At 64.7% G+C, this 14,602-nt stretch carries 8 protein-coding genes and 3 pseudogenes; 4 read left to right on the top strand and 7 right to left on the bottom strand.

Annotated elements, in window-relative coordinates; translation table 11 throughout:
• Positions 1 to 572: 572 nt before the first annotated feature.
• Positions 573 to 1,766 (bottom strand): serine hydrolase domain-containing protein, encoded by a 1,194-nt coding sequence (locus tag ACFXS9_RS33435; RefSeq protein WP_392696602.1) that lies wholly within the window; start codon positions 1,764 to 1,766, stop codon positions 573 to 575.
• Between the two features lie 355 nt (positions 1,767 to 2,121).
• Here ACFXS9_RS33435 and ACFXS9_RS33430 point away from each other — a divergent pair, with 355 nt between their 5' ends.
• A complete protein-coding gene (locus tag ACFXS9_RS33430; protein ID WP_392696600.1) occupies positions 2,122 to 2,442 on the top strand; it encodes a hypothetical protein in 321 nt (106 codons plus the stop codon).
• Positions 2,443 to 2,559: 117 nt separating this feature from the next.
• Positions 2,560 to 4,056 (top strand): NAD-dependent succinate-semialdehyde dehydrogenase, encoded by a 1,497-nt coding sequence (locus ACFXS9_RS33425; RefSeq protein WP_392696597.1) that lies wholly within the window; start codon positions 2,560 to 2,562, stop codon positions 4,054 to 4,056.
• A 133-nt stretch (positions 4,057 to 4,189) separates the two neighbouring features.
• Here ACFXS9_RS33425 and ACFXS9_RS33420 read toward each other — a convergent pair.
• The 3 genes and pseudogenes from ACFXS9_RS33420 to ACFXS9_RS33410 all read right to left on the bottom strand — a co-directional run bounded on the left by ACFXS9_RS33420 (position 4,190) and on the right by ACFXS9_RS33410 (position 6,978).
• Positions 4,190 to 4,988 (bottom strand): annotated as a pseudogene (locus tag ACFXS9_RS33420) (crotonase/enoyl-CoA hydratase family protein).
• Positions 4,989 to 5,076: 88 nt separating this feature from the next.
• Positions 5,077 to 5,991: a phosphoribosylaminoimidazolesuccinocarboxamide synthase gene (locus tag ACFXS9_RS33415; protein ID WP_392696594.1), complete on the bottom strand. Its 915-nt coding sequence runs from the start codon at positions 5,989 to 5,991 to the stop codon at positions 5,077 to 5,079.
• A 69-nt stretch (positions 5,992 to 6,060) separates the two neighbouring features.
• The gene (locus ACFXS9_RS33410; protein WP_392696591.1) at positions 6,061 to 6,978 is read right to left on the bottom strand and encodes a pirin family protein; all 918 of its coding nucleotides are present in this window, start codon (positions 6,976 to 6,978) and stop codon (positions 6,061 to 6,063) included.
• Between the two features lie 358 nt (positions 6,979 to 7,336).
• Here ACFXS9_RS33410 and ACFXS9_RS33405 point away from each other — a divergent pair.
• Together ACFXS9_RS33405 and ACFXS9_RS33400 are read left to right on the top strand one after the other, a co-directional pair.
• A pseudogene (locus ACFXS9_RS33405) lies at positions 7,337 to 8,369 on the top strand (helix-turn-helix domain-containing protein).
• 149 nt (positions 8,370 to 8,518) lie between these two features.
• Positions 8,519 to 9,949, top strand: a complete 1,431-nt coding sequence (locus ACFXS9_RS33400; protein WP_392696588.1) for a serine hydrolase domain-containing protein — start codon at positions 8,519 to 8,521, stop codon at positions 9,947 to 9,949.
• Positions 9,950 to 10,142: 193 nt separating this feature from the next.
• Here ACFXS9_RS33400 and ACFXS9_RS33395 read toward each other — a convergent pair whose 3' ends face one another.
• The 3 genes and pseudogenes from ACFXS9_RS33395 to murA form a co-directional block, all read right to left on the bottom strand.
• Positions 10,143 to 11,513 carry an MmgE/PrpD family protein gene (locus ACFXS9_RS33395; RefSeq protein ID WP_392696585.1) on the bottom strand — a complete coding sequence of 457 codons (1,371 nt, stop codon included), beginning with the start codon at positions 11,511 to 11,513 and terminating at the stop codon, positions 10,143 to 10,145.
• Positions 11,514 to 11,711: 198 nt separating this feature from the next.
• Positions 11,712 to 13,124 carry an MATE family efflux transporter gene (locus tag ACFXS9_RS33390; protein WP_392696582.1) on the bottom strand — a complete coding sequence of 471 codons (1,413 nt, stop codon included), beginning with the start codon at positions 13,122 to 13,124 and terminating at the stop codon, positions 11,712 to 11,714.
• Between the two features lie 166 nt (positions 13,125 to 13,290).
• Positions 13,291 to 14,590: pseudogene (gene murA / locus ACFXS9_RS33385) on the bottom strand (UDP-N-acetylglucosamine 1-carboxyvinyltransferase).
• Positions 14,591 to 14,602: the final 12 nt, after the last annotated feature.

Below are 14,602 nucleotides of genomic sequence, written 5' to 3'. Positions count from 1 at the left end.
AGGATGTGTCGGCCCAACCGGGCCAGGCTTCATCCGTCAATCCGCGGATGACGGTGGCTAAAGGAATTCGCACACCGGGGAGATCACGAAGTACGCCGTAAAACCATTGCGCAGGGAAGGCCGGATGCTCTCCGCTGGACCTGTATGCTCGTGTGCGCGTTCGTTTTGCGCAATAGCACACGAGACCGCGGGTGCAGCGCGCACCCGGTCTTCCCTGCGCCCTCTGTCTTCTGGGGCGCGAAAGATAAGGGCAAAGCTCGGGCGGAACGCGCCGCGAGATCGCGAAGTCATGTCAGTTACGAATGTGCGCCAGTCTCTCCCCGTCATTGCGAGCGAAGCGAAGCAATCCACCTTTCCGCATATGCGGCACGATGGATTGCTTCGTCGCTTGCGCTCCTCGCAATGACGCTGGGGAGACAGCGATGATTGAAACGCGAAGCCGCGGCGTACTGGATGCCCCGCCGGAGCCTGTCATCGGGCTCGCCGAAGGCGAGACCCGGTGGCGGGGCATGACACGCGTGGGGGAGGCGAGGGCGTACCACGCGACGAAGCGTCGCCGCCCTCCTTGTCTATTACGCCGCCCGTTGGCCGCTGCCGGCATCGAGCCCGGCGTACACCCCGCGCTCAAACCCCGCAAAGGTCTCCAGGCATTTTGCGTCGGCGAACGGCAGCAACTGCATCAGGATGACGCCGGCGACGTCGCGCGCCGGGTCGATCCAGAAATAGGTGTTGGCGAGACCGGCCCAGGCCAGGCTGCCGGCGCTGCGCCCCTCGGCCGTCTGGGCGGTGTTGATGAGGAACGAGAGCCCCCACTTCTTGACGATGTCGGGATAGAGATCGACGTCGTTGGTGTAGATCGGCGCCACCGTCACCATCTTGCCCATCGTGAGATCGCCGATCTGGTTCTGGCTCATCAGCGCAACCGTCTCGGGCTTCAGCACCTCGTTGCCGTTGCCACGGCCCTTGTTGAGGATCATCTGGGTGAACTTGATGTAGTCGGCCGCGGTGCCGTAGAGGCCGCCGCCGCCCATGTGGAATTCCGGCTCCTGTTCCAGCTCGAACGGGATCGGCGCCAGCGAGCCGTCCGGGCCGCGGGCATGCATGCCGACCAGCCGCTGGCGCATCGAATCGGTGATCTTGAAAGCGGTGTCGTTCATGCCGAGCGGCGTGAACATGTGGTCGCGCAAATAAGCATCGAGCCGCTTGCCGCTCACCGCTTCCACCGCCTTGCCGACGAAATCGATATTGGTGCCGTATTCCCAGCGTGTGCCGGGCTCGCTCATGATCGGCGTCTTCAGCGCGGCGTTCTGGCAGGTGGTGATGACCGGGGTTCCGGTCTTGTCGAGATACTGCGCGCACACCTCGCTCCACATGTTGTAGGCGAAGCCGGCGGTGTGGGTCATCAGATGGCGCAGCGTGATCGGCTTCGTCGCGGGACGCAGCTTCGGCTCGCCATTGGCGTCGAAACCTTCCAGCACCTGTGGGGAAGCGAGGTCAGGCAGCACTTTTCCGATCGGCTCGTCGAGCGAGAGCTTGCCTTGCTCCACGAGCTGCATGCCGGCCGCGGTCGTAATCGCCTTGGTCATCGAGGCGATCCAGAACACGCTGTCGGCGGTCATGTCATCGTCCTTGGAAAGGTCGCGCTGGCCGAACGCGCCCTGGTAGATCACCTCACTCCCGGTAGCCGCCATCGCGACCACGCCGGGAATTTCCTTCGCCTCGCATTTCTCACGCAGAATCTGATCGATCTCGGCCTTGCTTTGCATCGGTCTCCTCCCGCTTTGATTTTTATGGAAGTGGAACGATCTTCCTCCCGGCCGCGTGATCCCGCAAGCGCTCGGCGGACGCAGCCGCCGATGTCGCGATCTCGTGATAAGCAAGGAGGGAGGCAGCAGGCGCGCCGGGCTGGCGACACAAAATGGCAACACATCGCCGCTTTCTGCGGGGACGGAGGGCAATGGCGGTGACCGGTTTAACCATCCACGATAACGTGACTTCGCCGCGATTCCCTTCGCCGATCTTTTTCAGTAAGGCGTTCAGTTTCCAGCACAAACGTTCCGCGTTGGCTGGGTCAAATTAACCAAAATGGTTGTCATTTTTCTGCTTGTGCAAAGGTGCGCAATGATTTCGACCTGGAGTGAATGGAAGCGCTACCCCCGTCCCGGGCGTAGCGAAAATATCGAGGCGCCGATCTCGCCCGGAATCTACGAAGTTCGCTACGCCGGTACCGGCGCGTTGCACTCGTTTGAGGCGGTCGACAACGTTGCCCAGGCGCTGGCGCAGCTTGCGGTCGGCTCCAAATCCTGGTTCGGCCGCCGCGACACCGCCAAATTGCCCGATCTCGAATACCGGACCTGCGCAACCTCCTCGAAAGCCGACGCCAAGGCGGCCGCGCAGCGTATGATCGGCCGCCGCGAAGCCTATATGAGCGGCGCGGCGTAACACGACCCCGTCACCCTCAAGATAGCTTGAAGCAGACCCGCGTTTGCGGCCGATGCATCGCGGCCGGTTCGGGCCTATACTCGGACCAATCCTTCAATAAAATCCGAGGAGTACGCCATGAACCCGCCCGTCGCCGCACGCGCTTCAAAAACCTCCACGCCCTCGCTGCATGACCGCCTGAAAGACCCCTCGCTGCTGCGCGACCGCTGCTACATCGATGGCGCCTGGGTCGGCACGCCGTCGCGCCCGGTCACCAATCCGGTCAACGGTGTCGAACTCGCTAAAGTCCCGGCGTTCAGCACGGCCGAAGCGACGCAAGCCGTCGAAGCCGCCGAGCGCGCATTCCCCGCCTGGGCCAAGCTCACCGCCAAACAGCGCTCCAACATTTTGCGAAAATGGTTCGAGCTGATCGCGGCGAACCGCGAGGATCTCGCGCTGATCCTCACGTCGGAACAAGGCAAGCCGCTGGCGGAAGCGCTCGGCGAAGTCGATATCGGCGGCGCCTATGTCGAATTTTTTGCCGAGGAAGCCCGCCGCGTCTATGGCGAGACCATTCCCACCCAGCGGCCGGATGCACGTTTGCTCGCCATCAAGCAGCCGATCGGCGTCTGCGGCGCGATCACGCCGTGGAATTTCCCCTGCTCGATGATCACGCGGAAAGTCTCGCCGGCGCTCGCCGCCGGCTGCACCGTGGTGCTCAAGCCCGCCAATGAAACGCCGCTGACCGCGCTGGCGCTGGTCGCGCTCGCCGAAAAGGCCGGCGTGCCCAAGGGCGTGTTCAACATCCTCACCGGCAATTCGTCCGCGATCGGCAAGGTGCTGTGCGAGCACCCGGCGGTGCGGTTCGTCGGCTTCACCGGCTCGACGGAGGTCGGAAAGGTCCTCTATCAGCAGGCTTCCGTGGGTGTGAAGAAGCTCGGCCTCGAACTCGGCGGCAACGCGCCGTTCGTGGTGTTCGATGATGCCGATATCGATGCTGCGGTCGAGGGCGCGATCATCTCGAAGTACCGCAACATGGGCCAAACCTGCGTCTGCGCCAACCGCATCTACGCCCAGGACAAGATCTACGATCAGTTCGTCGAAAAGCTCTCGAAGAAGGTCGCGGCGATGAAGATCGGCGACGGCACGGAGCAGGGCGTGGTGCAGGGCCCGCTGATCAACATGGACGCGGTGCTCAAGGTTGAGAAGCATATCGATGACGCCGTCAAAGGTGGCGCGAAGATCGTCACCGGCGGCAAGCGCCATGCGCTCGGCGGCAGCTTCTTCGAGCCGACGGTGCTGTCGAATGTGAAGTCCGACGCGCTGGTCGCGCGTGAAGAGACCTTCGGCCCCTTGGCGCCGGTGTTCCGCTTCAAGGATGAGGCCGACGTGATCGCGATGTGCAATAACTCGCCGTTCGGCCTGGCATCGTACTTCTACGCGCGCGATCTCGGTCGCGTCTGGCGCGTCGCCGAAGCGTTGGAAGCCGGCATGGTCGGCGTCAACACCGGCCTGATCACGACTGAAGTGGCGCCGTTCGGCGGCGTCAAGGAGTCAGGCTTGGGGCGCGAAGGCTCGCATCACGGCATGGAAGAATATGTCGAGATCAAATACGTGATGATGGCCGGGGTGTAGCTCTCTCGTCGTCCCCGCGAACGCGGGGACCCATAACCACCGGCTTCAGTTTCGAAAGAAGCTGAAGCCACAGCTCAGTGTAGCAACGAGCACAGTGGCTATGGGTCCTTGCGTTCGCAGGGACGACAGTCAATCACTCGTCACTCGCAAACGCGCCATGCCGGCCCACGCCGGAGGCGAAGCGCGTCGCGCCCGACAGCGTTTCGCCCGACGCGATCACTTCCAGCCCGCCGCGCATTTCGTTGGCGATCGCTTCCTCCTCGGAAAGATCCCATTGCCGCAGCGCCGACAGCCGATCGGCGCGCAGGCATTTTTTGCGGGAAGGCTGCGATGTCGCTGGCGAGCGCGATCGCCTGTGCGCGGGCTTCGCCCTTCGGCACGACGCGATTGGCCAGCCCCATCCGCAGCGCCTCCTGCGCGCCGACCGGCCGGCCGGTGAGGATCAGATCGATCGCCTGCGAATGGCCGATCAGCCGCGGTAGCCGAATGGTGCCGAGATCAATCAACGGCACGCCGAACCGGCGGCAGAAGATGCCGAAGGTGGCGTCTTCCGCAACCACGCGCATGTCAGCCCATAGCGCCAGCTCCATCCCGCCGGCGACCGCAAAGCCTTCCACTGCCGCGATCACCGGTTTCGACAGTCGCAGCCGGCTCGGCCCCATCGGCGCAATCGAATCGTGGCCGCCGAGCTCCCGCGTCTTGTTCGGATCGCCCGCCGCCACCCCCTTCAGATCGGCGCCGGCACAGAAATAGCCACCGGTGCCCGTGAACACCGCAACCGACGCGCTCTCGTCGGCATCGAAAGCAAGAAACGCGTCGTAGAGTTTCCGCGCGGTCGCGCCATCGACGGCGTTGCGGCAATGCGGACGGTTGATGGAAACGATGGTCACCGGACCATCACGCTCGACGAGCACAGAATCGACTTCGGTCATTGAGGCGCTCCCTGGATATTATTTCCTGGAAGCTTGGCATTAGACGCGAGGGTGACGCAATCCCAACGCCGTCATTGCAATGACGCGGCTAGATATTCAACTCATCCCCCGTCACGCGCCGGTACGCTTCGAGATAGCGCTTGCTCGTCGCCTCCACCACGCTGTCGGGCAGCGGAGGCGGCGGCGCGTCGCCGTTCCAGCGGCCGGCATGGCGCTCGGCGTCGAGATAGTCGCGCAGCGGCTGCTTGTCGAAGGAGGGCTGCGGCCGGCCGGGCCTGTAGACGTCGGCCGCCCAGAACCGCGAACTATCCGGCGTCATCACCTCGTCGATCAGGATGATGCGGCCGTCCGCCGCGCGGCCGAATTCGAACTTGGTGTCGGCGATGATAATGCCCTGGTGGCGGGCGATCCGCTCGCCGAAATTATAGACCGTGCGTGCCATGCTCTCGAGCTTCTCGGCGACATCGTTGCCGACAATCTCGCGCATGCGCGCGATGGTGATGTTCTCGTCATGGCCGGTCTCGGCCTTGGTCGCCGGGCTGAAGATCGGCGGCTCGAGCTTTCCGCTTTCGAGCAGGCCTTCCGCCAGCTCCTCGCCCGCAAGCGTGCCGGAGGCTGCATACTCCTTCCAGGCGGAGCCGGAGATATAGCCGCGGATCACGCATTCGACCGGAAACACGGTGGTGCGCCGGCACAGCATCGCGCGCCCGAGAATGTCGGCGCGGTGGTCCTTGAGGCCAGGTACCTTGCGGATGATCTCGTCGGCGTCGGCGCTGATCATGTGATGCGGCACCACGCCTTCGAGCTGGCGGAACCACCACGCGCTGATCTGCGTCAGCACCGCGCCCTTCATCGGGATGGTTTCCGCCATCACCACGTCAAAGGCGCTGATGCGGTCGGTGGTGAGCAGCAGCACGCAATCGCTGCCGACGGCGTAGATATCGCGCACCTTGCCGCGGCCGATGCGGGGCAGGGGCAAGTCGCTGGCGAGCATCGCGTTCATCTGGTCAGGCTTTCGAACAGGCGGCCTCGTGCAAGCGCGAGGCGGCAAATGAGAAAGCGGAGCAATAGCTCACTCCGGCAGCGGAATGAACTCATGTTCTTGCGGAACAGCTGCAAACCGGCCGGTTTTCCAATCCTGTTTGGCCTGCTCGATCCGCTCCTTGCTGGAGGAAACGAAATTCCACCAGATGTGCCGCGGGCCTTCCAGCGCGTCGCCGCCGAGAAACATCATCCGCACCGGCGTGACCGCCTTTACCGTGATGCGGTCGCCGGGGCGGAAGATCAGGAGCCGCGGCCCCTCGTAGCGCTCGTTCGCGATCTCGACTTCGCCGTCGACGAGGTAGATCGCGCGCTCCTCATGGTCAGGGTCGAGCGGCACACTGGTGCCGGCCTGCGCGGTCACTTCGGTATAGAACCAGGGCGAGATCATGCTGACCGGCGATTTCACGCCAAAGCCGTGGCCTGCGATAATGCGCGCGGTGAACCCGCTCTCCTTCACGGTCGGCAGCGCTTCGGTCGCGTAATGCTGAAACGACGGCGCGATTTCTTCGGAGCCTGCCGGCAGCGCGATCCAGCTTTGCAGGCCGAGCATCTTCTGGCCATCGCGGCGCTGCACATCGGGCGTGCGCTCGGAATGCGCGATACCGCGGCCTGCCGTCATCAGATTCATCGCGCCGGGTTGGATCTCCTGAATGTTGCCCTCGCTGTCGCGGTGCATGATCGAGCCGTCAAACAGGTAGGTGACGGTGGCAAGCCCGATATGCGGATGCGGCCGCACGTCCATGCCCTTGCCAGCCATGAACTGCACGGGACCGAAATGGTCGAAGAAGATGAACGGCCCGACCATCTGCCGCTTGCCATGCGGCAGCGCGCGCCGCACCGCAAATCCGTCACCGAGATCGCGGGTGCGCGGCACGATGATGAGGTCGAGCGCGTCGCAGCTTTTGGGATCGCCGAGCACGGGATCGTTGGACGGTTGCCAGCTCATGGGGACTCCTTCGGGTTTGCGGCGATCATAGCAGGAATTGCGGGATTGCGTTCAAATGCCTCAGCATGTCGTCCCTGCGAACGCAGGGACCCATACCCCGCGTCCTATCGTTGGCAGCAATGGCAGATATCGTCTCCAACAATCGACAACGGTGGTTATGGGTCCCTGCGTTCGCAGGGACGACGTAGGATAATGAACCAATGATCCCTCCGCTCAAGCCCGGCGCAAAATTGCTGAAGGTCGATGGTCCCATCATCGAGACCGCGCGCCTGGAAAGGCTGATCGGCGGAAATTGAACCACAGAACGATTCACACTAGATTGACCGCGCGGCGATAACCCGCGCCAACGGACCGTCCGATGCTGCTATCCACCTTCGACATCGCCCTGCGCGGCGCCACCGTGGCGCTGCTCCTGGTGCTGGCGGTGTCGCTGTTTCGCGGATTTGGAACGGTACTGGCCGGACGGCTCGCAGTGGCCTTTGCAGTGGGGGCGGCGGCGCATGCCGTGACCTCTTCGATCGGTGTGACATCGAAGGTCGCTCCGGCGCTCGCGCCCGTGATCGCGCTGTCGACCGGCAATGCCGTGGTGTTCTGGCTGTTTACGCGCGCGCTGTTCGAGGAGACGTTCAAACTGCGCTGGTGGCACGCGCTGGTCTGGGCGGCGGTCGCAGCTTTCAGCTTGGTCAACTGCATGTGGCTGGCGCCCGCATCCGGCGTGCAGTTTTCCATCATCGCGGTCAACATTCTCGCGCTCGGCTTCATCGTGCTGGCCGTCGTGCAGACCATCGCGTCCTGGTCGGCCGATCTGGTCGAGGGCCGGCGACGCGTCCGCCTCTTCATCGTCAGCGCAGCGGCACTGTACGGCGGGCTGAATGCGGTGCTGCAGATATCGCTGTCCGGCAGCGGCGCCGCGGACTTTGCCAACACGCTGAATTCGGCGGTGCTGGCCGCGGTGGTCGCGGCAATCGCGATTGCGATGATGCGCGTCGATGGGCCGATTTGTTCCCGGCAGCCGCGGTCGGCAAGGCCGATCCAATCGAAGCAGCGATCGTCGCCGAGTGCAGCGCCGCCGATCGAAAACTCATCGATGCACTGACGCGCCTGATGGCCGACGAGCGCATCTATCGCCACGACAACGTCACCATCGGCACACTCGCGACCAAACTCGCCATTCCCGAATACCGGCTGCGGCGGCTGATCAACCAGCGGCTCGGCTACCGCAATTTCAATGTCTTCCTCAACGAGCACCGGATCGCCGAAGCCAAGGCGGCGCTGGCTGATCCAAGCCAGGCCGAGGTGCCTGTGATTACGATCGCGATGGATGCGCCTTCAAGGCCATCACAGGCGTCACGCCGACCGAATATCGCCGGCTGAAGACGAGCCCGGCCTAGTCCGCATCATATTGTTATTGCTGTATAATTTTAGAATCGGCGAGGCGTGTCGAGCATTCGGCCAGCGCGAGTTCCAAATCTGGCGAGCGGCCGGCGGCGGCCTCATCAACATCCCCGGCACGCGCTGATGCGTCATGCCGGAGGCCTCCGTGACCAGACGAAATCTCATCCTCATCCTCGCCGCCACCACGGCGCTCAGTGCGCTCGCGCTCTCAGTCGCCCGCGCCCGCGACGTGCCGAAGGTCGCGACCGGCTTCGTCGCCAGCGTGCTCTGCACCGAGACCTTCGTCTCCGGCCTCGACCCGGCGCGGGTATTCGCCGAGACCACGTCCGCGATGCCGGGCGCCGGCCTGATCGCCTGGGCGCTCGACTATCGCCTCGACCGCGCGCGCAAGGACGTCACCGTGACGCTGTTCGGCCTGGGCGGGAGCCACGCCGTCTACCGCGGCGAAGGGCTCGGCTGTTATCTCGATCATGATGGTGCCGTGGCGGAGATTGTGTTGCCTCCGTCGGAGACCAAGCCGGCGCTGCTGCCTGACATCGCTGGCGATGCCATTGTCGAACCGCAGACGCCGCAACTGGCTCTCGCACTTGACCGCGCCTTCGCCGAGCCGGACAGGTCGACGCCGCGCAACGCCCGCGCTGTGGTGGTCCTGAAGGACGGGCGCATCGTGGCCGAACGCTATGCCGAGGGCATCGGCATCGACACCCCGCTGCTTGGCTTCTCCGCCACCAAATCGGTCATCTCGGCGCTGGCCGGCATTCTCGTGCGCAAGCGCGTGCTGAAGCTGCACGAGCCCGGGGCGCTCGCCGCGTGGCAACAGCCTGGTGATCCAAGGCGCGCCATCACGCTCGATCATCTGCTGCGGCACACCGCGGGGCTGAAGCTCGGCAGTTCGCTGCAGGCCTCGCTGGCGTCCGCGCTCGAGCCGGTCAATCGCATGAAGTTCATGGAGCCTGATATGGCCGCCTATGCGGGAAGCATGCCGCTGGAGTCGACGCCAGGCGCTGCGTGGAACTACCACGACGGCAACACTGTCATCCTCGCGCATCTGATCCGCCAGGCCACCGGCGGCCGCGCGGCCCTTATGATCGGCTTCGCACGGCAGGAATTGTTCGAGCCGCTCGGCATGCGCAATGTGACGCTCGAATTCGACGCCTCGGGCAATGCGGAAGGATCGAGCCAGTTGCTGGCGAGTGCGCGCGACTGGGCGCGCTTCGGCCAGCTCTATCTCAACGATGGCGTTGCCGGTGGAAAGCGCATCCTCCCCGAAGGCTGGGTGAAATATACGGCGACGCCGACACCGAACGCCTGGGTCGGCCAGGGCGCCGGCTTCTGGACCAATCTCGGCGACAGTTTTGGCGCAGCCTACCGCACCGAGCGCGGCTGGCCGCGCGACGCGTTCTACGCGAAGGGCACGCTCGGGCAATACGTGATCGTCGTGCCCTCCGAACGGCTGGTGATCGTCCGGCTCGGGCGCTCGCCGAATTGGCCGCCGGAAGCCGACGGCGTGTTCAAGCTCGTGCGAGATGTGGTGGCGGCAACCGGTAGCAAGCGAAAGCTGGCGGGCGCGAATTGAGGTGCCACCCTCCCCTGGAGGGGGAGGGTCGGCTCGCATGGAGCGCAGCGAAATGCGAGACGGGGTGGGGTGATCTCTCCGCTCGGGCGCTGTCAGAGGTGGAGAGACCGTCACCCTCCCCGCCGCTCATTTCATGAGCGTCGACCCTCCCCCTCAAGGGGAGGGTAACACCGCCGACGTGGCGATAGCCTGGTTACTGCCGTCCCAATTGCGTGGCCTTCTCGACGCGATCAAATCTTTCCAGCGACAGGATCGCGTCGGCGAGCTGGTCGGCGCGGCCGTTCAGCACGGGGCGGGCGAGCGTGAGGAATTTTTGCTGCATCGCCTGCGCGTCGGGAAACGTATCCGGCTCGCCGGAGGGATCGGCGTAGAGACGCTCATGCACGCCGTCGTCGGTGGTGATCGAGACGCGCGCACCGAAGGGATGGGTGCGGCCGATTTCCAGGCGATCGTCCTGCACCACGTCGAATTTATCCGCGAGCGCATTGACGGCGGCATCGCCGAGCCGCTCGTAATCGTCCCAGCCAAAACGGCCCTGGTCGAGCGCCAACGCGCCGGTGAAGAACATCGAGAATTGCCCGCCGACGATCGAGGTCGGATGCCGCTTGGTGGCGGCATCGCCAGTCAGCGTGATGCCGTTGCGGTGCAGGCCAATCTCGACCCGCTTGATCTGATCCGGCGTCAGATTGTGCTCCCTGCGCATCGCGATCAGCGCATCGAGCGCCGCATGAGTATAGCGGCAGCTCGGATAAGGCTTCACGCCGATCCGCAGCGTCTCATAGGTCTTGCCGAGGCCGGCGACAGCCTTGTCGGGATGAGCGTCGTCGCTGTAGCCGACGAGGAGGCCATGCTTGCCCTCGACCGACTCGGTCGAGCCGACAAAATTGTTGCGTGCCAGCGTGGCGGCAATGACGCCGTTCATCGCGGCGGCGCCGACCTGATAGCGCTTGTTCCAAGCGCCGTTGACTAGGAACTGCAGCGAACCCGCAGCCTGGCTGCCGGACACGCCGAAGGCCGAAATGATCTGGTCCTTCGAGAGGCCGAACAGCTTTCCCGCGGCGGCTGCCGCGCCATAGGTTCCCGCCGTCGCGGTCGGATGAAAGCCGCGCGCATAATGCGAGGTGGGATCGAGTGCGTTGCCGAGACGGCAGCACACTTCATAGCCGGCCACGATCGCTGTCAGCACGTTGCGCCCGGATGCGCCGACCATTTCGCCGACCGCAAACGCCGCCGGCACCACGGGTGCGCTCGGGTGCAGCGAGGAGTCGGCATGTGTGTCGTCGAAATCGAGGGAATGGCCGAGCGCGCCGTTAAGCAGCGCGGCGACCGCGGGCGTCCAGGTCTTCGCATCGCCGAACACCGTGGCCTCGCCCTTGCCGTCCAGCGCCAGTGCTTCCAGCATCTTCAGCAGCGAGGGCGTGGATTCCGCATCGCGCCGCGCCCGGATCGTGCTGCCGAGGAAATCCAGCGTCAGGACCTTGGCGCGCTCCAGCACCTCGGGCGGAATATCTCCAAATTTCAGGTCGGCGACATAGGCTGCGAGCGTTGCGGTTTCGTGGGCCATCGTGTTTCCTCGTTCTGCCGGGCAGGGTAGGCGGGCCGACTTGACCTTTTCAAGCCGCCTCCCGTCGCAGGCGCCAGCCGTGCTTGACGTCGTCTAGCACAGACGCGATGTGCAGATTCGGAGCGCGGCGCATGATGGCCTTCGCAAAACGCATGCTTGGTGCGCTCCGGGCGCGGAAGACGCAACTGGCGCTCGCGGTCAGGCTCGCCATCGCCGCGGCTTGCTCGCCAGCAGCCGGAAGCGCAACACCAGAAGCACGGCATAGATAGCGGTCCCGACCGAGAGTCCGCTCCACACGCCGACGGCGCCCAGCGAGGTCCAGAAGCCGAGCCAGCAGGCGCAGGCGAACCCGATCAACCAGTAACTGAGGATCGCGAACAACAGCGGCACGCGCGTGTCGTTCATGCCGCGCAATGAGCCGGCGGCAATCGTCTGGATGGCGTCGGCGATGAAGAAGGTCGATCCGACCAGCAGCAGCGTTGCCGAGAGTTCGGCCGTTGCGTCGGTGTTCTCGCCGAGAAAAATCTCCGCAATGCCGAAGCGGCTGATCACCACCGCGAGCGTCAGAATCGCCGCCAGTACGATGCCGAGCCAGGTTGCGACGTAGCCGGCACGCCGCACCGCGCCGGCGTCGCCGCGGCCGATGGCGTGTCCCACCCGCACGGTGGCGGCCATGCCGATGCCGAACGGCACCATGAACAGGATGGCCGCGACCTGCAGCGCGATCTGATGCGCCGCCAGCGCGGTGGTGCTGATGATGCCCATCAGCAGACCCGCGGCGCCGAACAGGCCGTATTCGAGCAGGAAGGAGAGCGAGATCGGCGCACCGATCACAACGAGCTGCCGCATCAGCTTCCAGTCGACGTGCCAGAAATGGCCGAGTATCTGAAATTTTCGGAATGGGCGGCGCCGTGCGGCAAACCACAGGCCCGCCAAGAATGTGCCGAGATTGACGATCGAGGTCGCCAATCCCGCGCCGAACAGGCCAAGCTGCGGCAGGCCGAAGGCGCCATACAGCAAGAGATAGACCAGTAGCGCATTGGCCGGGATCGCGGCGAGCGTGATCCACAGGATCGGCTCGGGCCGGTTGACCGCGCTCATGAAGCCGCGAATCGCCATGAACCACAGCGCGGGCAAGACGCTCCAGGTCAGGCCGAGTAGATATTCTTGCGCAAGGCGCGCAGCCGTCGGCGCCTGGCCCAGCACCAACAGGATCGGTTCGCCGTAGAACGACAGCGCCATCATCGGCAGCGACATCAGGAATGCAGCCCACATGCCGACGCGGAGCGACCGCCGGATCAAATGCGGATTGCGTGCGCCAAACGCCTGCGCTGCCAAGGGCGCTACGGCAGACACCAGTCCCATGCCGAAGGTGAAGCTGACAAAGAAGACGGTATGCGCCAGCGCAGCCGCAGCCATGGCCTCGCTGCCGAGCCGGCCGATCAGGGCAATGTCGGTCGTCATCATCGCGATCTGCCCGAGTTGGGTCAGCGCGATCGGCACCGCGAGTTTGAGCGTCTCGGCAAGCTCGATCGCGAGGTGACGGCCGGGCACGGCCGCAGAGACGGGCGGCGCAATCGCTGCGCGTTCGATTTTTTCGAGCGAGGTCATTGCAACAGACTAACACCGGCGAAGGTCGAAAAAGTGACGCCGGCGTCCGCAGCCCAGCGAAAGCCTGCCCCGGACTTGATCCGGGGTGGACACCGGTTCGCGTCAAGAAAACGCGTCAAAACAAGAATCTAGAGCCCGATTCTGATTCGATCAGAACCGAAAGGCTCTAGTGGCCGTCGCGTGCCGGAACTCGGGTGATTCGCGCGCCCAGCGCGTTGAGCCGCTGCTCGATGCGCTCGTAGCCGCGCTCGATCTGGTCGGCGTTGTTGATCGTTGATGTGCCTTCGGCCGCGACCGCCGCCAGCAGCATCGCCATGCCGGCGCGGATGTCGGGCGAAGTCATCGGCGCGCCGCGCAGCCGGCTCGGGCCGGCCACGATCGCGCGATGCGGGTCGCACAGCACGATACGGGCGCCCATCGAGATCAGCTTGTCGACGAAGAACATCCGCGACTCGAACATTTTTTTCGAACATCAGGATGACGCCGTCGCATTGCGTCGCGGTCACGATCGCAATCGACATCAGGTCGGCCGGGAAGGCCGGCCACGGCTGGTCCTCAAGCTTCGGCACATGGCCGCCGAAATCGTCATGGATCTTCATGGTCTGGCCCGAGGGCACCACGAGATCGTCGCCCTCGACGCCGCAGACGATGCCGAGCCGTTCAAATCCCATCCGGATGGAGCGCAGATGCTCGACGCCGGCCTTGGCGATGCGCAGCGGCGAGCGCGTCACCGCGGCAAGTCCGATCAGCGAGCCGACTTCGATATGGTCGGGCTGGATCGAATAGCTTGCGCCGCCAAGCGTCGCCGGGCCGTGCACGATGATGGTGTTGGTGCCGATGCCCTCGATCTTGGCGCCGAGCGCGACCAGGAAATGTGCGAGGTCTTGTACATGCGGCTCGGAGGCCGCGTTGCGCAAGAATGTGGTGCCGTGAGCGGCGACCGCCGCGACCAGCGCGTTCTCGGTGGCCGTCACGCTCGGCTCGTCGAGAAAGACGTCGGCACCCACGAGGCGGGAGGCGCGGAATTCCAGCCGGTGGGTGGCGGTGACGGTGGCACCTAACTGCTCGAAGGCGAGGAAATGCGTATCGAGACGACGGCGTCCGATGACGTCGCCGCCGGGCGGCGGCAGCGCCACCTCGCCGCAGCGAGCCAATAGCGGCCCGGCCAGCAGGATCGAGGCACGGATCCGCGCGCAAAGTTCAGGATCGAGATCGGCGGCGCGGACCTCCTTGGCGTGGATCGCAAGCGTATTGCGCGCCTGCCATTCGGCGGAAGCGCCGACCGAGCGGATCAGTTCGACCAGCGTTTCGGTGTCACGGATGCGCGGCACGTTTTCCAGCGTGACCGGATGCTCGGTGAGCAGGGCGGCCGCGATAATCGGCAGCGCAGAATTCTTGTTGCCGGAGGGCTCGATTGTTCCCGCCAGCCGGTGGCCGCCTTCAACGATGTACTGAATGGGCGGCATGGGCGCGTCCTG

This window comes from Bradyrhizobium sp. RDI18, from assembly GCF_043203335.1.
GTDB lineage: Bacteria > Pseudomonadota > Alphaproteobacteria > Rhizobiales > Xanthobacteraceae > Bradyrhizobium > Bradyrhizobium retamae.
Note: the sequence above shows the minus strand (reverse complement) of the source record. Positions and strands in the feature narration are given on the sequence as shown.

Coding starts and splice junctions, on each gene's coding strand:
- ACFXS9_RS33435 (WP_392696602.1), bottom strand. CDS start 1,766: ATGCAAAGCAAGGCCGAGATCGATCAGATTCTGCGTGAGAAATGCGAG.
- ACFXS9_RS33430 (WP_392696600.1), top strand. CDS start 2,122: ATGATTTCGACCTGGAGTGAATGGAAGCGCTACCCCCGTCCCGGGCGT.
- ACFXS9_RS33425 (WP_392696597.1), top strand. CDS start 2,560: ATGAACCCGCCCGTCGCCGCACGCGCTTCAAAAACCTCCACGCCCTCG.
- ACFXS9_RS33415 (WP_392696594.1), bottom strand. CDS start 5,991: ATGAACGCGATGCTCGCCAGCGACTTGCCCCTGCCCCGCATCGGCCGC.
- ACFXS9_RS33410 (WP_392696591.1), bottom strand. CDS start 6,978: ATGAGCTGGCAACCGTCCAACGATCCCGTGCTCGGCGATCCCAAAAGC.
- ACFXS9_RS33395 (WP_392696585.1), bottom strand. CDS start 11,513: ATGGCCCACGAAACCGCAACGCTCGCAGCCTATGTCGCCGACCTGAAA.
- ACFXS9_RS33390 (WP_392696582.1), bottom strand. CDS start 13,124: ATGACCTCGCTCGAAAAAATCGAACGCGCAGCGATTGCGCCGCCCGTC.